Genomic DNA, 16660 nt, shown 5'->3' with positions numbered 1-16660 from the left:
TCAGAAGGCGGCGAGTTCCCGCGCGCGGGTGGTGGTGACGCCCGCGCGGGCGCGGGCGTGGTCGTAGCGCAGGAGGACGAGGCGGGCGAGGGCGGGGTGGGCGCCGAGCGGGGCGGCGGCGATCCAGGGGGCGTGGGTGGCGGCGCGGGTCGCGAAGAGGCCGGGGGCGGTGAAGCAGGAGGCGACGGCGACCCGGTGGCGGCCCCGGGAGGCGAGGGCGCGGACGGCCTCGGGGACGGTGGGCGCGGCGGCGGAGGCGTACGCGGGGAGTACGGGCACGCCGCCGAGGCGCTCGCCGAGGAGGGCGGCGATCCGGCGGATCTCGGCGCCGGACCGGGGGTCGCGGGAGCCGGCGGAGGCGAGGACGACACCGGTGGCGCGGGAGGCGCCGTCCCCGGGGCTCCAGCCGGCCTCGGCGAGCCGGTCGGCGAGGGCCTCGACGAGGAGGGGGTGCGCGCCGAGCGGCTCGGCGACCCGGGCCCGGAGGCCGGGTGCGGCGGCGAGGGCGGCGGGGAGGTCGTGGGTGACGTGGTGGCCGGGGGCGAAGAGGAGGGGTACGAGTACGGCGTCCCGGCCCTCGGCGGCGAGTCCGGCGAGGGTGTCGTCGAGGAGGGGTGCGTTCAGCTCGATGTGGGCGAGGCGCACGTCGAGCCCGGGGCGCAGCTCGCGGACCCGGTCGAGGAGGCGGCTCAGGGCGGCCCGGGCGCGGGGGTCGCGACTGCCGTGCCCGACGGCGACGAGGGTGGGCGCGGCGGGCGCCTGCGGGGCGGGGGTGGGTGCGACGGGGGTGGGTGCGTTCATCGGTGTGCGTGCCTCCTCGTCGTGCTTCCGTGGCCGACGGCCGTACGGATGCACGCGGCCGAGCTGGGTCCCGAGCTGCTCGGTGATCCTCCCGAGCAGCCCGGCGGCGCTGTCGAACGTGCTGTCCGGCTCCGTCATGCACCGATCCTGAGGGCGCCAGGTTGCCTGCCCGTTGCGCGGGGGTCACGACTGTTTTCCGTGACCTCACGGGGGCGGCCCGGCCGGTGTCAGGCGCCCAGCCAGACTCGCAGGGGGCCGATCTCCTCGAAGCCGGCCGCGAGGGCGGGGGGCAGGTCGTCGCCGGACTCGTAGCCGACGACGGGGCGGTCGTCCGGGGCGGAGGCGAGGGCGCCCGCCCAGGTGTGGGACGGGTCGGTGTCCCCCGTGGCGAAGAGGTTGGAGACGCCGGTGACGCCGGGGCTCGCGCTGAGGACCGCGCCGCCGAGGATCCGGCCGTCGGCGGCGTATCCCGCGACGATCGTGGTCGCCGGGTCGGCGAGGAGTTCGGGGCGGAAGAGCGCCGCGTCGTCGGCGTCGTCGCCGCTCCAGGCGAGGGCCCAGGCGGCGAGCTCCTCCGGGGTGCGGACCGGGCGCCAGTCGCCGGTGACGGGCTGCACGGGAAGGCCTGCCGGACGGTGGATCCAGCCGGCCTCGAAGAGGAGCCGGAAGCCCTCGGCGGCCAGGTCGAGCCGGGCGAAGCTGTCCTTGACGGAGGCGCCGGGGGTGGTCCGGTCGATGCCGGCCAGGACGTCCTCGGCGGTCGCGTCCTCGGACAGGGTGACCGCGTCCGGGTAGTAGAGCGGGGTGCGGCGGTCGTTCGTCCAGGCGCGGGTCCCGAAGGTGCCGGGGTGTCCGTGGGCGCGGCACATGGCCTGGCACCACTCGGCGTTGTTGCGGACGGCGTCCCCGAGGACGGCATCGATGATCACGGGCGGACCGCGGGGTCCGGGCTCCACACGTACCGGACGTCCGGCTCGCGCTCTTCGTTGCGGGTGCCGTCGGTGCGCTCGGCCTCGACGAAGCCGTGCCGCTCGTAGAAGCGGCCCGCCGGGGCGTTGACCTGGAACGTCCACAGCGCCAGGCCGGTCGGGCGGCTCCGCTTGGCCACCTCCACGAGTCGGTCGCCGATGCCCTGGCCGCGCCACGGCGTATCGATGTACAGCTGATCCAGCTCCTCGTCGTCCAGCACCATCATGGCGACGACCGAGCCGTCGACCGTCGCCACCCAGGTCTCCTGGTTCGGTACGACGATCTCCCGGAGCCAGTACCGGACCTCGTCGTCGGTGTGCGCGCGGCGCACGCTCGGGAGCGCCGCCGTGTAGGAGCGGAGCCACACATCGGCCACCGCGGCGGCATCGGAATCGGCCGCACGGCGAATGTCAACGTTTTCGATCTTCACGGCCCGGATGGTACGGGCCCGACCATCTACCCCGCCCCTCTATTTTGATTCCGAATCACGGAATATCTTTTCCGCCATGAGAATGTCCCCGCCCTCTCTCCGCCGCCGCACCGCCGCCGAGTTCATCGGCACCGCCGCCCTCGTCGCCGTCATCGTCGGCTCCGGCATCCGCGCCGACTCCCTCAGCCAGGACATCGGCGTCCGGCTGCTCGCCAACGCCGCCGCCTCCGCCGTCGGACTCGGCCTGCTCATCGCGCTCATCGGTCCGCTCTCCGGCGCCCACTTCAACCCCGTCGTGACCCTGTCGGAGTGGTGGTCCCGGCGCCCCGAGCACGGCGGACGGGAGGTCCTCGCCTACATCGCCGCCCAGATCGCGGGCGCGGTCACCGGCGCCCTGCTCGCCGAGGCCATGTTCGGGCGGGCGCCCGGCAGCTGGGCCACCGAGCCCCGCTCCGCGCTCCATCTCCTCCTCGGCGAGGCCGTCGCCACCGCCGGGCTCGTCCTCGTCGTGCAGGGGCTCCGCCGCATCGGCCGCCCCGGCCTCGCCCCGGTCGCGGTCGCGGGGTACATCGGCGCGGCGATCTGGTTCACCTCCTCCGGCTCCTTCGCCAATCCGGCGGCCACCCTCGGCCGCGCCTTCTCCGACTCCTTCACCGGGATCGCCCCCGGCTCCGTGCCGTCCTACGCCGCCGCCCAGATCCTCGGCATGGTCATCGGTCTCGGGCTCGCGGGTGTGCTGTACGGAACAGTTCGAGGGGCGGGCGAACCGAAGGCGCCCGAGGCGCGTCGGACGGGGTGACAGAGCGATCACCACGACCCCGATCCACGGAGGTACCCGCATGCCGGCACGGCCGATCCGGTGGCCCCGCACCCCGCGGGCCCGCCGCCGCACCGTCCAGGCCGTCATGCTCGGCGCGGTCCTCGCGCTCGCCCCGGCGACCTGGATGCACACGGTCGCCGAACCCCGGCTCCGTACCACCGCCGACGTGCCCGCCCGGGACGTCGCCGTCGTCTTCGGCGCCGGGCTGTGGAACGGGCGCCCCACCCCGTACCTCGCGCACCGGCTCGACACGGCCGCCGAGCTCTACCGCGCGGGCAAGGTCCGGGTCCTGCTCGTCACCGGCGACAACAGCAGGACCGCGTACGACGAGCCCAGCGCCATGCGCGCCTACCTCACCGAGCGCGGGGTCCCCGAGGGCCGGATCGTCAGCGACTACGCGGGCTTCGACACCTGGGACTCCTGCGTCCGGGCCAAGAAGGTCTTCGGCGTCGACCGGGCCGTCCTCGTCACGCAGGACTTCCACATCAAGCGGGCCGTCGCGCTGTGCGGGGCGGCGGGCGTCGACGCGTACGGGGTCGGGGTCGCCGAACCCCGCGACCGCACCTGGTACTACGGCACCACCCGCGAGCTGTTCGCGGCCGCCAAGGCCGCCCTGGACGCGGGCCTGCGCCCCGATCCGCACTTCCTCGGGCCGAAGGAGCCGGGTGTCGCGGAGGCCCTCGCCTCCCCCGCGGAGGCCCTCGCCCCGGAGAAGGCACCCGCCCCGGAGAAGGCACCCGCCCCCACGAAGGCGCCCGCCTCACCTTCCGCAGGGCACGGCACTGAGGCCATGGCACCCCGCCCGTAATACGCGGCGCCGCCCCGCGTAACACGCCTGACCCACGCTGGCGGCATGTCCGACGCCACCGCCGTGCCGACCCACTGCCCCTACTGCGCCCTGCAGTGCGGCATGTCGCTCCGCCCCACCGGCACCCCCGAGCTGCCCGCCGAGGTGGTCGACCGGACCGATTTCCCCGTCAACCGGGGCGCCCTGTGCGGCAAGGGCCGCACCGCCCCCTCCGTGCTCTCCTCCCGGGTCCGGCTCACCGAGCCCCTGGTCCGATGCCCTGACACGGGGGATCTGACGCCCGCGACCTGGGAGGAGGCGCTCGCCGCCGTCGCCGACGGACTGCGCCGGACCCGCGTCGACCACGGTGCCGATGCCGTGGGGGTCTTCGGCGGCGGCGGGCTCACCAACGAGAAGGCGTACACGCTGGGGAAGTTCGCCCGGCTCGTGCTCGGCACCTCGCAGATCGACTACAACGGACGCTTCTGCATGTCGTCCGCCGCCGCCGCGCACGGCAGGGCCTTCGGCCTCGACCGGGGACTCCCCTTCCCCCTGGAGGACATCCCGAGGACGGGCTGCGTGATCCTCGTCGGCTCCAACCTCGCCGAGACCATGCCGCCCGCCCTGCGCTACCTCACCGAGCTGAAGGAGAACGGCGGCAAGCTGATCGTCGTCGATCCGCGCCGCACCCGCACCGCCGAGCAGGCCGACCTCCATCTCGCGCCGCGCCCCGGCACCGATCTCGCGCTCGCCCTCGGCATGCTCCATCTCGTGGTGGCCGAGGGCCGGGTGGACGAGGAGTTCGTCGCCGCGCGCACCGACGGCTGGGCGGCGGCCCGCGCCGGGGCCATGTCCCACTGGCCCGAGCAGGTCGAGCGGATCACCGGGGTCTCCGTGCCGGAGCTCCGCGAGGCGGTCGCGCTGTTCTGCGACGCCGGCAGCGGCATGGTGCTGACCGCGCGCGGCCCCGAGCAGCAGTCCAAGGGGACCGACACGGTCGGCGCCTGGATCAACCTCTGCCTCGCCACCGGAAAGGCGGGGCGCCCGCTGAGCGGCTACGGCTGCCTCACCGGCCAGGGCAACGGCCAGGGCGGCCGCGAGCACGGCCAGAAGGCCGACCAGCTGCCCGGCTACCGCAAGCTCGACGACCCGGCGGCCCGCGCGCACGTCGCCGGGGTGTGGGGCGTGGACCCGGACTCGCTGCCGGGGCCCGGGCGGAGCGCGTACGAGCTCCTCGACGCGCTCGGCGGCGACGTGAAGGCCCTGCTCCTCATGGGCTCCAACCCGGTGGTGTCCGCGCCGCGCGCCGCGCACGTCGAGGGGCGGCTGCGCTCGCTCGACTTCCTCGCCGTCGCCGATGTCGTGCTCTCCGAGACCGCCGCGCTCGCCGATGTCGTCCTGCCCGTGACGCAGTGGGCCGAGGAGACCGGGACGATGACGAACCTGGAGGGGCGGGTGCTGCTGCGGCGGCGCGCCCTCACCCCGCCCGCCGGGGTCCGCAGCGACCTGGAGGTGCTGCACGGGCTCGCCGGGCTGCTCGGCTGGGAGAAGGGTTTCTCCGCCGACCCCGAGGAGGTCTTCGACGAGCTGCGGCGCGCCTCCGCGGGCGGCCCCGCCGACTACGCGGGCATCAGCTACCGCCGCATCGAGGACGAGCAGGGCGTCTTCTGGCCCTGCCCCGACGACGGGCACGCGGGGACGCCCCGGCTCTTCCTTGACCGGTTCGCGACGCCCGACGGGCGGGCCCGGTTCGTGCCGGTGGTGCACCGGCCGGCGGCGGAGGAGACGGACGCCGAGTACCCGGTCGTCCTCACCACGGGCCGGGTCGTGTCCCAGTACCAGTCGGGGGCGCAGACCCGGCGGGTGGCGGAGCTGAACGCGGCGGCGCCCGGGCCGTTCGTGGAGCTCCACCCGCGGCTCGCCGAGCGGCTCGGGGTGGCCGAGGGCGAGCGGCTCGCGGTGGTCTCGCGGCGCGGCCGGGCCGTCGCGCCGGCGCGGATCACGACGGCGATCCGGCCGGACACCGTCTTCATGCCGTTCCACTGGGCGGGCGAGGGCCGGGCGAACACGCTGGTGAACCCGGCGCTCGACCCGGTCTCCCGGATGCCCGAGTTCAAGGTGTGCGCGGTCCGTCTGGAACGGGACGCCTGAACCAGTCGCCGGTGGGGATGAGCGGGCCGAGCTCCGTGGCCGGGGCCGCGACGTACGTCCAGGCCCGGACCGTTTCCCCGTCGCGGAGCCTGACCGTCTGGACGGCGGTCCGCTCGTACCCGGCGTCGCGCTCCATCCGGTCGAGCGCGCCGAGCAGTTCGCCGTACGCGTCGGGCGCCGCCGTCACGAGCGTGCCGGTGACGGTGCCGTCGCCCGGCACCGCGTACGGGTAGCCGGGGCCGTCGTGGAGGAGGGCGCCCGGGAGCCGGGCCTCGTCCTCCGCGGTCGTCCGGCCGAGGAGGAGCCGGTCGTGGTTGTACGCGCCGGGGCGCAGCGTCCCGTAGACGAAGAAGGGGAGGACCGACGGCCCGGTCACGGGTGCGCCACCTCCCTGCCGATCCAGGCCAGGTAGGCGGAGGAGGCCCGGACGATGGGGGTGGCGACGATCTCCGGGGTCTCGTAGTCGTGGGCGGCGAGGAGGTGGGCCTCCAGGGCCTCGTAGCGGGCCTCGGTGGTCTTGAAGGCGACCTGCCACTCCTCGGCGGTCTCGATCGCCCGCTGCCAGTGGTAGACGGAGGTGACGGGCCCGGAGACCTGGGCGCAGGCGGCGAGCCGGGCCTCGACGGCGCCGCGCGCGAGCGTCTCGGCCTTGTCGTGGCTGTCGGTGGTCGTGAGGACGGTGAGGGCGAGAGTGGTCACGCCCTCACCGTACTGACGCTTCACGCCGCCGCGAACTGGGCTTCGTACAGGCGGGCGTACGCGCCGCCGGTGGCGAGGAGCTCCTCGTGGGTGCCCTGCTCGGCGATCGAGCCGCTCTCCATCACCAGGATCGTGTCGGCGTCCCGGATCGTGGAGAGCCGGTGGGCGACGACGAAGCTGGTGCGGCCCGCGCGGAGGGACGACATGGCCTGCTGGACGAGGAGTTCGGTGCGGGTGTCGACGGAGCTGGTGGCCTCGTCGAGGACGAGGATCACCGGCTCGGACAGGAACGCCCTCGCGAGGGTGACCAGCTGCTTCTCGCCGGCGCTGAGGCCTCCCCCGTCCTCGTCGAGGACGGTGTCGTACCCGTCGGGGAGGGTCCGGATGAAGCGGTCGGCGTGCGCGGCCCGCGCGGCCTCGACGATCCGCTCGCGGGAGACCTCGCCGGGCAGCCCGTAGGCGATGTTGTCGGCGATGGTGCCGCCGAAGAGCCAGGTGTCCTGGAGGACCATGCCGATGTCCTTGCGCAGGTCCTCGCGGGACATCGTCGCGATGTCCGTCCCGTCCAGCGTGATCCGGCCGCCCGTCACCTCGTAGAACCGCATGAGCAGGTTCACGAGGGTCGTCTTGCCGGCGCCCGTCGGGCCGACGATCGCGACCGTCCGGCCGGGCTCCACGGTGAGCGACAGGTCTTCGACGAGCGGCTTGTCGGGCTCGTAGCGGAAGGCGACCTTCTCGAAGGAGACCCGGCCCCTGACCTGCGCGGGACGCTGCGGCTCCGCCGGGTCCCCGGCCTCCTCCTCGGCGTCGAGGAGGTCGAAGACCCGCTCGGCGGAGGCCACTCCGGACTGGAGGAGGTTGGCCATGGCGGCGACCTGGTTGATCGGGCCGTTGAAGTCGTACGAGTACTGGATGAAGGCCTGGACGTCGCCGACGGTCAGGGTGCCGCTCGCCACCCGCAGGCCGCCGACGACGGCGAGGACGACGTAGTTGAGGTTGCCGACGAAGGTCAGCGCGGGCTGGATGAAGCCGGACACGAACTGGGCGCGGAAGCTCGCCCGGTACAGCTCCTCGCCGAGCTCGTCGAAGCGGTGCACGGCCTCGGCGCGGCGGCCGAAGGCGACGACCTCGGTGTGGCCGGTGATCATCTCCTCGACGTGGCTGCCGAGACGGCCGGTGACCGCCCACTGCTTGACGAACTGCGGCTGGGCGCGCCGTCCGACGAACGCGGCGACGACGACCGAGACGGGCACGGTGGCCAGGGCGACGAGGGCGAGGACCGGGGAGATCCAGAACATCATCGCGAGGACGCCGACGAGGCTGAGCAGGGCGCGGACCATCTGGCTGAAGGCCTGCTGGAGGGTCTGGGTGATGTTGTCGATGTCGTTCGTGGTGCGGGAGAGGACCTCGCCGCGCTGCTGCCGGTCGAAGTACGTCAGGGGCAGCCGCGCCAGTTTGTGCTGGGCCTGCTCGCGGAGCCGCCGGCCGGCCCGCTGGACGACGGTGGTGGCGATCCGCAGCTGGAACCAGGTGAAGAGGGACGAGCCGGCGACGACCGCGACGGAGACGGCGAGGATCCGGCCGACGGCGGCGAAGTCGACCCCGGCCGGGCCGGTGGCGCCGGTGACGACGAGGTCGGTGGCGCGGCCGAGGAGGAGGGGGCTGAGGACGCCGAGGGCGACGGCCGTGGCGCCGACGGCGAGGACGGCGAGGAGTAAGGCCCGGTCGGGGGCGAGGGTGCGCAGGAGGCGGAGGCCGGAGGCGCGGAAGGCCAGGGAGCGTTCGAGGGCGGGGGTGGGGAGGCCGGGGCCGGGGGTGCGCTGTTGGGGCGGGGGGCCGCTGCGGGCGGGGGCGGTACGGGCGTCGGTCGCGGTGCGGGTCGCCGTGGTCGTACTCATGCGGCTTCCTCCTCGGTGAGCTGGGAGAGGACGATCTCCCGGTAGGTGGCGCTGTCCCGCATGAGGGACTCGTGGGTGCCGGTGCCGACGGTCCGGCCCCGGTCGAGGACGACGATCCGGTCGGCGTGCCGGATGGTGGAGACCCGCTGGGCGACGATCACCACGGTGGCGTCGGCCGTCTCCCGCCGGAGCGCTTCGCGCAGCCGGGCGTCGGTGCGGGCGTCGAGGGCGGAGAAGGAGTCGTCGAAGAGGTAGAGGCGGGGGCGGGCGACGAGGACCCGGGCGATGGCGAGCCGCTGCCGCTGGCCGCCGGAGAGGTTGCCGCCGCCCTGGGCGACCGGGGCGTCGAGGCCGTCGTCGAGGGCCCGGACGAAGTCGGCGGCCTGGGCGGTCTCCAGGGCGTGCCAGAGCTCCTCGTCGGTCGCGTCGGGCTTCCCGTACCGCAGGTTCGTCGCCACCGTCCCCGAGAAGAGGTAGGGCTTCTGGGAGACCAGGCCCACCGTCCGCGCCATCAGGGCGGGGTCGAGCTCGCGGACGTCGACGCCGTCGACGAGGACCTCGCCGCCGGTGGCGTCGAAGAGCCGGGGCACGAGCCCGAGGAGCGTCGACTTGCCGCTGCCGGTGGAGCCGACGATCGCGGTGGTCCGGCCGGGGCGGGCGACGAGGTCGACGTCCTTGAGGACGGACTCCTCGGCGCCGGGGTAGCGGAATCCGACGCCCGTGAGGTCGAGGTGCCCGGGGCCCTTGAGGGCGCGGACGGGGTGGGCGGGCGGGGTGACGGAGAGCGGGGTGTCGAGGACCTCGCGGATGCGCTCGGCGCCGACCTCGGCGCGCGGCATGTGCATCAGGAGGAAGAGGACCATCATCACGGACATGGAGGTCTGGAGCAGGTAGCCGAGGAAGGCGACGAGCCCGCCGGGCTGGAGGGCGCCGCTGTCGATGCGGTGGGCGCCGACGTACACGAGGGCGACGGTCGTCAGCTGCCAGACGATGAGCACGGTCGGGAACATGAGGGCCTGGAGCCGGCCGGCCTGGAGGCCGACGGTGAGGAGTTCGTCGTTGGCGGCGCCGAACCGTTCCCGCTCGTGGGTGTCCCGGACGAAGGCCCGGACCACGCGGACGCCGGTGATCTGCTCGCGCAGCACGCGGTTGACCCGGTCGACGCGTTCCTGCATGCCGCGGAAGAGGGGCCGCATCCGCAGGACGACGGTGCCGACGGCCCCGGTCATGACGGGCACGAAGAGGAGCAGGACGAGGGCGAGCGGCACGTCCTGGCGCAGGGCCATGGCGAGTCCGCCGACGCAGAGCAGGGGCGCGGCGACCAGCATCGTGAGGACGAGGACGGTGAACGTCTGGACCTGCTGGACGTCGTTGGTGGTACGGGTGATGAGGGAGGCGGTGCCGAAGCGGCCCCGCTCCCGGGCGGAGAAGTCCTGGACGCGGCGGAAGACCTCGGAGCGCAGGTCGCGGGCGACGCCCATGGCGATCCTGGCGCCGGTGTAGGTGGCGGCGGCGGCCGCCGCGGCCTGGAGGAGGGTGACGCCGAGCATCGCGGCGCCCCCGCCGAGGACACGGTCGGTGTCCCCGCGGAGGACGCCCTCGTCGATGACTCCGGCGTTGAGGGTGGGCAGGGCGAGCGAGGCGAGGGACTGGACGAGCTGGAGGAGGACGAGGAGGGCGAGGAGGGCCCGGTAGGGCCTGAGGCGGGGAGCGAGGAGTCGCAGCAGCATGGTGACGGGTCCTCACGCGGCGTACGGGCGGAGGGACTTGGCTTCCTTGAGGGCGAGGGCCCACCAGGCGAGCTGGTCGAGGAGCACCTTCGCCGCGCCCTCGGCGCCGGCCGGGTCCTTGTGGCGCCCCTCCTCGTCGAAGTGGCCCCAGGCGGAGTGGAAGGAGACGGTGTCGCGGACGGTGACGGCGTGCATCTCGGCGAAGACCTGGCGGAGTTGCTCGACGGCCCGCAGGCCGCCGGAGATGCCTCCGTAGGAGACGAAGCCGACGGGCTTGGCCTGCCACTCGGTGTAGTGCCGGTCGATGAGGTTCTTGAGGGACGCGGGGAAGGAGTGGTTGTACTCGGGGGTGAGGACGACGAAGGCGTCGGCGGCGGCCAGCGCCGGGGAGACCTTGGCGAGTTCGGCGCGGACGGCCGGGGACGGGTCGTGGGAGAGGGCGGTGGGGAGGTCGACCTCGGCGAGGTCGACGACCGTCACGGCGAAGTCCTCGCGCTCGGCGAGCCGGGAGCGGAACCAGTCGGCGACGACGGGGGCGAAGCGGCCTTCGCGGTCACTGGCGACGATCAGGGCGAGGGCCAGCGGGGCGGCGGAACCCTCCGGCGAGGCGGAAGAGTTGGGCGCGGTGACGGGCGAGGTGGAGTTCGTGATGTCCATGTCGATGATCGTGGTACCTCAAGTTTGGTTGAGGTCAAGCGCCGGTCCCGGGGACTTTTCCCAGGACCATTTCCGGGCCGTACGGTGAAGGCATGACGACTCCGCCCGTACCCCCCACCGCTCCCCCGCACATCGAGATCGACGGCGCCCCGGCGACCGACCCCGGGCTCCTCACGACCCTCATGAGCGGCTTCGGCCACTTCACGGCGATGCAGGTGCGGGACGGGCGCGTGAAGGGACTCGGCCTCCACCTCGAACGGCTCGACCGCTCCACCCGCGAGCTCTTCGGGCAGGAACTGCCCGGCGACCGGGTCCGCACCCTGCTCGCCGGGGCCGTGGAGGCCTCCGGACTGCGGGACTGCTCTGCCAGGGTGTACGTGTACGACGGCGTCCGCCTCGTGGTCGTCGTCCGCGAGCCCGCCCCGGACGGGCCCGGGGCGCCGCAGCGCCTGCGGAGCGTCGACTACCTGCGCCCCGCCGCGCACATCAAGCACCTGGGCGGCTTCGGCCAGAGCTACCACGGCGAGGCGGCCCGGCGCGACGGCTACGACGAGGCCCTGCTGACCTCCCCGTCCGGCGACATCGCCGAGGGAGCGGTCACCAACATCGCCTTCTGGGACGGCACTTCGGTGGTCTGGCCGTCGGCACCCTGCCTGACGGGGATCACGATGGCCCTCCTCGAACCGCTGCTCGGCTCGGTGCGGCGGCCGGTGTCGCTCGCCGACCTGGGCGCGTACCGCGCGGCCTTCGTGACGAACTCCCGTGGCATCGCACCGGTTTCGGGCATCGACGCGGTCGGCTTCGCGGTGGACGAGGACCTGATGAAGAGGGTCTACTCGGCGTACGAGTCGGTGGAGCGGGAAGCGCTGTAGGAGGCGGGAAGAACGATGGTCGCGCGATACCTCGTCTCGCCGCGGGGCGGCCGCCGCGCCCACCGCGACATCACGTCCGCGCTCCGCGCCGCGGAGGCACGGGGCCGGGCGGCGCTGATCGAGATCGCGCCCGGCCACTACGAGGAGGCGCTCACCGTCCGGGGCGAGGTCCGGCTCGCCGCGGCCGAGGGCCCGGGCTCCGTCCTGGTGAGCCGGCCGCGCGGCGCCGTCCTCGACGCCTTCGGCACGGTCTCCGTCCACGGCCTGACCCTGGCCGGCCGCGGAGCCGGCATGGACATCGTCGGCTGCCACGCGGGGACGCTGACGCTCGACCGCACGGAGATCCGGGCGCACGAGGGCGTCGCCGTGCACGCCCGGCCGCACACCTCCGTCACGCTGCGGGACAGCGTCGTCCTGTACGGCCGCACCGTCTTCACCGGCTCGGCCGGACTGATCGAGCGGTGCCGCTTCACCGACGCCGCCGACAACGCGATCGCCGCGATCGAAGGCGCCCGCGTCACGGTCCGGGGCAGCCGGATCGAGGGCAGCCGGATCCACGGCCTGCGCGTCTGCGACGCGTACGCCGAGATCGCCGGCTGCGAGCTGACCCGCATCGGGCGGGCCGCCCTCATGGCGGACACCCGGGCGGAGCTCGCGGTGACGGAGTGCGCGATCACCGCCACGCACGCGGAGGGGATCATGTTCATCGAGCAGTCCCGGGGCTCCGTGGACCGCACCCGCGTCACCGACGCGCAGCACGGGATCGGCACGGCGAGCGGCGCCGACCCGGTGGTGCGCGGCTGCGTCCTCACCGGCTGCCGCGACACCGGCGTCAACGTGCAGAGCGCGGGCCTGGGGACGTTCGAGGACTGCCGGGTCGTCGACGCGCGCAACGTCTCGGTGTTCTCGACCACGGGCGGCGCGCCCGAGGTGCGGGACTGCCGCGTCTCGGGAGGGAACGTCGGCATCGCCGTCACGGAGGGCGGCAGGGGCCGCTTCACCCGCGTCGGGATCGAGGACCTGACGAGCGCGGCGCTGCGCGTCCTCGACGAGGGCGAGGCCGTGTTCGCGCACGTCCACGTGGAGCGCTGTGCCGCCGGCCTGGAGGTCCAGGGCAACGGCGGCACGACGGCCCACGTCGGCGACACGGTGTTCCGCGACATCGCCACGGCGGCGGTGGCGAACGGCGGCCGGTCGCGCGTCACGCTCAAGGACGTGACGGCGGAGCGCACCACGGTGGGCTTCGCCGTCGCCGACGAGGCCCACCTCCAGCTCACCGACAGCCATGTCGTGGCGGTGAGCAGCAGCGGGCTCGGCGCCCTCGGCGGCGGGCGGCTCGTCGCGCGGAACGTCACCGTGACCGGCTCGGAGGCCCTGGGCATGTACGGGACGGGCTCCGCCTACGTGGACGTCACGCGCGGCACGTTCACCGACTGCGCGCTGGCGGGCGCGAGCTTCGACGAGAAGGCCGCCGGCCGGCTGGTGGAGTGCGCGGTGAACGGCACCGGCGCGGAGGCCGTCCGGCACAACGGTCTCGTCGACCTGGTCGAACTGCGGACCTCGCTGCCGGTCGTCCGGAGCAAGGAGCCGGCCCCGCCGCCGCAGATCCTCCAGGTCTTCAACGGCCCGGTCTTCAACGGCCCCGTGCACGATGTCCAATTGGCCTGGAACAACGACCACGTCGTCCAGCAGCAGACCGAAGGGGACGGTAAGCCCTCATGAGCGACCCGCAGAACGACAACGACAACGGCAGCGGCAACACCTACGACGGCCCCGTCTTCAACGCGGGCGTCTCCCATGCCCAGTTCGCGTGGAACAACGAGACGGTCACCCAGAACCAGCGGAACGACGGCGGCACGGTCGCCCCCGGCTACGAGGCGCTCGCCGAGCTGGTGACCGGGCTGCTCGGGCAGCTCCCGGAGATGGGCCTCGCCGACCGGGACCGCGAGGACACGGAGGCGGCGGCGCAGGAGGTCCTGGCGGAGATCACCCGTACGGACGCTCCCGAGCAGGGCCGGGTACGTCGCGCCCTCGCCGGCCTGCGGGGAGCGCTGGCGCCGGTGGCGACGGGGATCGCGGCGGGGGCGACGGTCGGGGCGCAGGAGTGGGCCCTGGCGGCGATCACCAGCCTGACCGGTGCCGGGTGACCGAGGGCATGAGCGGTGCCGGGTGACCAAGGGCCCTACCGGTGCCGGGTGACCCCGCAGGGCACGGGGGCGACACGCCGCGTCACCCGTTCGGCACGAGCCGTCAACTGACGCCACGTAACCAGCCCTGACCTGCGTAAACGTCGGAAATCCAGTCGACACACCGCACCGGACGGCGCAATCCTGATGCCCCATCAGCAGGCGGGGGGCGCGGGGCGGCTCTTATCTCGGTCTTAGAAGGTCCGTTCCGGGAAGTCCCTCCCGGGAGGATCCCCGGCATGACCGGTATGACCGCTCGCGCGCCCCGGAGGACCCCATGCGCACCCTTGCCCGCCTGTTCACCGGTACCGCGCTGACGGTCGCCGCGATCGGGGCGTTCGCCGCCCCCGCGGCGTACGCCAACAACGAGAACAACAACGAGAACGAGAACGACCGCGGCTCCCACTCGCTGGAGATCTACCCGTCCTCCGCCACCCCGGGGGAGACCGTCACCGTCAACACCCTGGCCTGCGGCAAGCACGGCCACGGCGTCGGCGACGCGAACTCGCTGGGTGCCGGAGAGTTCCAGCTGGAGCCGAGCACGCACAAGGAAGTCGTGGTCGGCCAGTTCCGGGTACCGGAACACGTCAAGGCCGGTACGTACGGCATCAGTGTCGCCTGCGACAACGGGAAGACGGCCCGGGGAGACCTGACCGTCAAGCACCGGAATCCGAGCGGCCATGTCCAGACCGGCGTCGGGGGCAGTGTCGGCCCCGACGCCGCCCAGGTCACGGCGGGCGCGGCGGTGCTGGCCGCGGCTGCCGTAGGCGGTGTCCTGCTCCTGCGCCGCCGGGCGAGCGGCGCGCAGGGGCACTGAGGACCACCGCCCGTCCTGCCCCTGCCGCGCGCCCGCATACGGCCCGGCGGGGGCAGGGCTACATCACCACCGGCACCGAGGCACGCGAGGAATCCAGGTGAGCAACAGGACCAAGGGCTGGGGCATAGCCGTGGCCGCCTGCGCCGGACTCTGGCTCGTCCAGAACGGCTCGCAGGACGTCACCCCGCCCGTACCGTCGGCCGCCCAGGCCTTCGCGGCCGGGCCGAGCGTGCACACCGACGCCGCGGCCGACCCGCTGCCGCCCTCGGAGCCCGTACGGCTCCGCATCCCCGAGACCGACGTGGACACCCCGATGATGCGGCTCGGCCTGGCGGCGAACGGCTCGCTCGGCGTGCCGCCGGACGGGGACCGCAACCTGGCCGGCTGGTACGGGGACGGCATCACGCCCGGGGCCAAGGGCACGGCGGTCGTCGCGGGCCACGTCGACAACGCCCAGGGGCCGGCCGTCTTCTACACGCTGGGCGCCCTGAAGAAGGGCCACCGGATCGAGGTGGACCGGCAGGACGGGCGTACCGCCGTCTTCACGGTCGACGCGGTCGAGGTGTACGCGAACGAGGAGTTCCCGGACAAGAAGGTGTACGGGGAGACGGACCGCGCGGAGATCCGGGTGATCACCTGCGGCGGCGGCTTCTCGAAGAAGAACGGCTACCAGGGGAACGTGGTCGCCTTCGGCCACCTCATCGGCGTGCGGTAGGCCGCGTCACGCCACTGGCCGAGGACGAGACGCGGTAGGCCGGTGTCACGCCGCTGGCCGAAGGCCAGACGCGGTAGGCCGCCTTCACGCCCACTGGTCGAAGGCGAGCTTCGCGACCAGTGAGAAGACCACGACGAGCAGGACCCCGCGGACGAACTCGGCGCCCTTGCTCAGGGCCATCCTGGCCCCGATCATGCCGCCCGCGAGGTTGAAGACGGCCATGACGGCGGCCAGTTGCCAGTACACGCTGCCCTGGTAGGCGAACATGGCGAGCGCGCCCGCGTTGGTGCAGACGTTGACGATCTTCGCGGTGGCGGAGGCGGTCACCAGGTCCAGGTGGAGGACCGCGGTCAGCGCGAGGACCAGGAAGGTGCCCGTGCCCGGCCCGAACAGGCCGTCGTAGAAACCTATGCCGCCGCCGACGACCACGATCGCGGTGACGATCCGGGCCCGGGTCAGCGGCGCCCGGTCCTCCCCCTCGGCCTTCGCGCCGAAGGAGGGCCGCAGCATCACGAAGGCCGCCACGGCCACGAGCACCACCATGATCACCGGGCGCAGGACGTCGTTGCTGATCCCGGCCGCGAAGAACGCGCCGGCCATGGAGCCCACGAGGGCGGCGAGCCCGATCCGTACCGCCGTCCAGACCTGGACGGGGGCCTTGCGGACGTAGGTGACGGCGGCCCCGGTGGTGCCCACGATCGCGACGGCCTTGTTGGTGCCGAGGATGTGGGCGCCCGAGACGTGGGGCAGTCCGAGCAGGAGCGCCGGGAGCAGCAGCAGTCCCCCGCCGCCGACCACGGCGTCGATCCACCCCGCCACGAGCGCGGCGAGGCAGAGCAGGACAAGGGTGGTCAGCGTGATCTCGGGCATGGCCGAGAGCCTAGGGAGACGATCGTTGCCCCGTCCATCAATCCCGTGATCGTTGAGCTACGTCTGAGGTTGCGGCGGTCGCGGGACCGGGTTCGCGGTCGGGTGCGGGCGGGGCGGCCGGGGCGACGGCGGCCGTGAGCAGGGTCGCGGCGAGGGCGCCGGTGCCGAGGAGCGCGGCGGCGAGACGGCGGCGGGCCTGCCGGACCGTGGGGACCCGGGGAACGCGGGACACTCGGGACACTCGGGGAACGCGGCGAA

18 protein-coding genes are annotated in these 16660 nt (G+C 73.9%); 8 read left to right on the top strand and 10 right to left on the bottom strand.

What is annotated here, in order from left to right; all coding sequences use genetic code 11:
- The 3 genes from ACZ6K0_RS15755 to ACZ6K0_RS15745 all read right to left on the bottom strand — a co-directional run bounded on the left by ACZ6K0_RS15755 (position 1) and on the right by ACZ6K0_RS15745 (position 2200).
- A complete protein-coding gene (locus ACZ6K0_RS15755) occupies positions 1-801 on the bottom strand; it encodes a sirohydrochlorin chelatase (RefSeq protein ID WP_469228850.1) in 801 nt (266 codons plus the stop codon).
- A 227-nt stretch (positions 802-1028) separates the two neighbouring features.
- Positions 1029-1730, bottom strand: coding sequence for a hypothetical protein (locus ACZ6K0_RS15750; protein WP_376406160.1), 702 nt, complete (start codon positions 1728-1730; stop codon positions 1029-1031).
- Complete coding sequence (locus ACZ6K0_RS15745; protein WP_469228737.1) at positions 1727-2200, bottom strand: GNAT family N-acetyltransferase; 474 nt, start codon at positions 2198-2200, stop codon at positions 1727-1729. The genes ACZ6K0_RS15750 and ACZ6K0_RS15745 overlap by 4 nt, the downstream gene beginning before the upstream one ends.
- Before the next feature lie 76 nt (positions 2201-2276).
- Between ACZ6K0_RS15745 and ACZ6K0_RS15740 the strand changes: the two genes are divergently transcribed.
- Genes ACZ6K0_RS15740 through ACZ6K0_RS15730 form a run of 3 tightly spaced genes read left to right on the top strand, consistent with a single transcriptional unit; the run spans position 2277 to position 5958 of the window.
- Positions 2277-2999 (top strand): MIP/aquaporin family protein, encoded by a 723-nt coding sequence (locus tag ACZ6K0_RS15740; RefSeq protein ID WP_469228739.1) that lies wholly within the window; start codon positions 2277-2279, stop codon positions 2997-2999.
- A gap of 40 nt (positions 3000-3039) precedes the next feature.
- Complete coding sequence (locus ACZ6K0_RS15735; protein WP_376406153.1) at positions 3040-3828, top strand: SanA/YdcF family protein; 789 nt, start codon at positions 3040-3042, stop codon at positions 3826-3828.
- Positions 3829-3873: 45 nt separating this feature from the next.
- On the top strand, positions 3874-5958 hold the full coding sequence (locus tag ACZ6K0_RS15730; protein ID WP_469228741.1) for a molybdopterin oxidoreductase family protein: 2085 nt from the start codon (positions 3874-3876) through the stop codon (positions 5956-5958).
- Here ACZ6K0_RS15730 and ACZ6K0_RS15725 read toward each other — a convergent pair.
- The 5 genes from ACZ6K0_RS15725 to ACZ6K0_RS15705 are packed head-to-tail and all read right to left on the bottom strand — an operon-like array spanning position 5921 to position 10942.
- Entirely contained in the window at positions 5921-6334 is a 414-nt protein-coding gene (locus ACZ6K0_RS15725; RefSeq protein WP_469228743.1) for a gamma-glutamylcyclotransferase family protein, read from the bottom strand. The genes ACZ6K0_RS15730 and ACZ6K0_RS15725 overlap by 38 nt on opposite strands.
- Positions 6331-6657, bottom strand: coding sequence for a divalent-cation tolerance protein CutA (gene cutA, locus ACZ6K0_RS15720; protein WP_376406147.1), 327 nt, complete (start codon positions 6655-6657; stop codon positions 6331-6333). Before cutA ends, ACZ6K0_RS15725 begins: the two co-directional genes overlap by 4 nt.
- A 20-nt stretch (positions 6658-6677) precedes the next feature.
- A complete protein-coding gene (locus ACZ6K0_RS15715) occupies positions 6678-8555 on the bottom strand; it encodes an ABC transporter ATP-binding protein (protein ID WP_469576189.1) in 1878 nt (625 codons plus the stop codon).
- On the bottom strand, positions 8552-10285 hold the full coding sequence (locus tag ACZ6K0_RS15710; protein ID WP_469228747.1) for an ABC transporter ATP-binding protein: 1734 nt from the start codon (positions 10283-10285) through the stop codon (positions 8552-8554). Before ACZ6K0_RS15710 ends, ACZ6K0_RS15715 begins: the two co-directional genes overlap by 4 nt.
- 12 nt (positions 10286-10297) lie before the next feature.
- Positions 10298-10942 carry an NADPH-dependent FMN reductase gene (locus tag ACZ6K0_RS15705; RefSeq protein WP_469228749.1) on the bottom strand — a complete coding sequence of 215 codons (645 nt, stop codon included), beginning with the start codon at positions 10940-10942 and terminating at the stop codon, positions 10298-10300.
- Between the two features lie 92 nt (positions 10943-11034).
- On the opposite strand from ACZ6K0_RS15705, the gene ACZ6K0_RS15700 reads away from it, so the two are divergent.
- The 5 genes from ACZ6K0_RS15700 (at position 11035) to ACZ6K0_RS15680 (ending at position 15532) form a co-directional block, all read left to right on the top strand.
- Entirely contained in the window at positions 11035-11814 is a 780-nt protein-coding gene (locus tag ACZ6K0_RS15700) for an aminotransferase class IV (RefSeq protein ID WP_469228751.1), read from the top strand.
- A 15-nt stretch (positions 11815-11829) separates the two neighbouring features.
- The gene (locus ACZ6K0_RS15695; protein WP_376406137.1) at positions 11830-13536 is read left to right on the top strand and encodes a right-handed parallel beta-helix repeat-containing protein; all 1707 of its coding nucleotides are present in this window, start codon (positions 11830-11832) and stop codon (positions 13534-13536) included.
- Positions 13533-13961 (top strand): hypothetical protein, encoded by a 429-nt coding sequence (locus ACZ6K0_RS15690; protein WP_376406135.1) that lies wholly within the window; start codon positions 13533-13535, stop codon positions 13959-13961. The genes ACZ6K0_RS15695 and ACZ6K0_RS15690 overlap by 4 nt, the downstream gene beginning before the upstream one ends.
- A 316-nt stretch (positions 13962-14277) precedes the next feature.
- The gene (locus ACZ6K0_RS15685; RefSeq protein WP_376406133.1) at positions 14278-14817 is read left to right on the top strand and encodes a hypothetical protein; all 540 of its coding nucleotides are present in this window, start codon (positions 14278-14280) and stop codon (positions 14815-14817) included.
- A gap of 97 nt (positions 14818-14914) precedes the next feature.
- A complete protein-coding gene (locus ACZ6K0_RS15680) occupies positions 14915-15532 on the top strand; it encodes a class F sortase (protein WP_376406131.1) in 618 nt (205 codons plus the stop codon).
- An 84-nt stretch (positions 15533-15616) separates the two neighbouring features.
- Here the strand turns inward: ACZ6K0_RS15680 and ACZ6K0_RS15675 are convergent, their stop codons facing one another.
- Positions 15617-16402 (bottom strand): sulfite exporter TauE/SafE family protein, encoded by a 786-nt coding sequence (locus ACZ6K0_RS15675; protein WP_376406129.1) that lies wholly within the window; start codon positions 16400-16402, stop codon positions 15617-15619.
- 37 nt (positions 16403-16439) lie between these two features.
- Positions 16440-16634 carry a hypothetical protein gene (locus ACZ6K0_RS15670; protein ID WP_376406127.1) on the bottom strand — a complete coding sequence of 65 codons (195 nt, stop codon included), beginning with the start codon at positions 16632-16634 and terminating at the stop codon, positions 16440-16442.
- Positions 16635-16660: the final 26 nt, after the last annotated feature.

It is taken from the genome of Streptomyces sp. NPDC042346, from assembly GCF_055581845.1.
The sequence above is the reverse complement of the archived record's forward strand: the minus strand, read 5'-3'. Positions and strand labels throughout refer to the sequence as shown.

Coding starts and splice junctions, on each gene's coding strand:
- ACZ6K0_RS15740 (WP_469228739.1), top strand. CDS start 2,277: ATGAGAATGTCCCCGCCCTCTCTCCGCCGCCGCACCGCCGCCGAGTTC.
- ACZ6K0_RS15755 (WP_469228850.1), bottom strand. CDS start 801: ATGAACGCACCCACCCCCGTCGCACCCACCCCCGCCCCGCAGGCGCCC.
- ACZ6K0_RS15675 (WP_376406129.1), bottom strand. CDS start 16,402: ATGCCCGAGATCACGCTGACCACCCTTGTCCTGCTCTGCCTCGCCGCG.
- ACZ6K0_RS15730 (WP_469228741.1), top strand. CDS start 3,874: ATGTCCGACGCCACCGCCGTGCCGACCCACTGCCCCTACTGCGCCCTG.
- ACZ6K0_RS15735 (WP_376406153.1), top strand. CDS start 3,040: ATGCCGGCACGGCCGATCCGGTGGCCCCGCACCCCGCGGGCCCGCCGC.
- ACZ6K0_RS15690 (WP_376406135.1), top strand. CDS start 13,533: ATGAGCGACCCGCAGAACGACAACGACAACGGCAGCGGCAACACCTAC.
- ACZ6K0_RS15700 (WP_469228751.1), top strand. CDS start 11,035: ATGACGACTCCGCCCGTACCCCCCACCGCTCCCCCGCACATCGAGATC.
- ACZ6K0_RS15710 (WP_469228747.1), bottom strand. CDS start 10,285: ATGCTGCTGCGACTCCTCGCTCCCCGCCTCAGGCCCTACCGGGCCCTC.
- ACZ6K0_RS15715 (WP_469576189.1), bottom strand. CDS start 8,555: ATGAGTACGACCACGGCGACCCGCACCGCGACCGACGCCCGTACCGCC.
- ACZ6K0_RS15705 (WP_469228749.1), bottom strand. CDS start 10,942: ATGGACATCACGAACTCCACCTCGCCCGTCACCGCGCCCAACTCTTCC.
- ACZ6K0_RS15695 (WP_376406137.1), top strand. CDS start 11,830: ATGGTCGCGCGATACCTCGTCTCGCCGCGGGGCGGCCGCCGCGCCCAC.
- ACZ6K0_RS15685 (WP_376406133.1), top strand. CDS start 14,278: ATGCGCACCCTTGCCCGCCTGTTCACCGGTACCGCGCTGACGGTCGCC.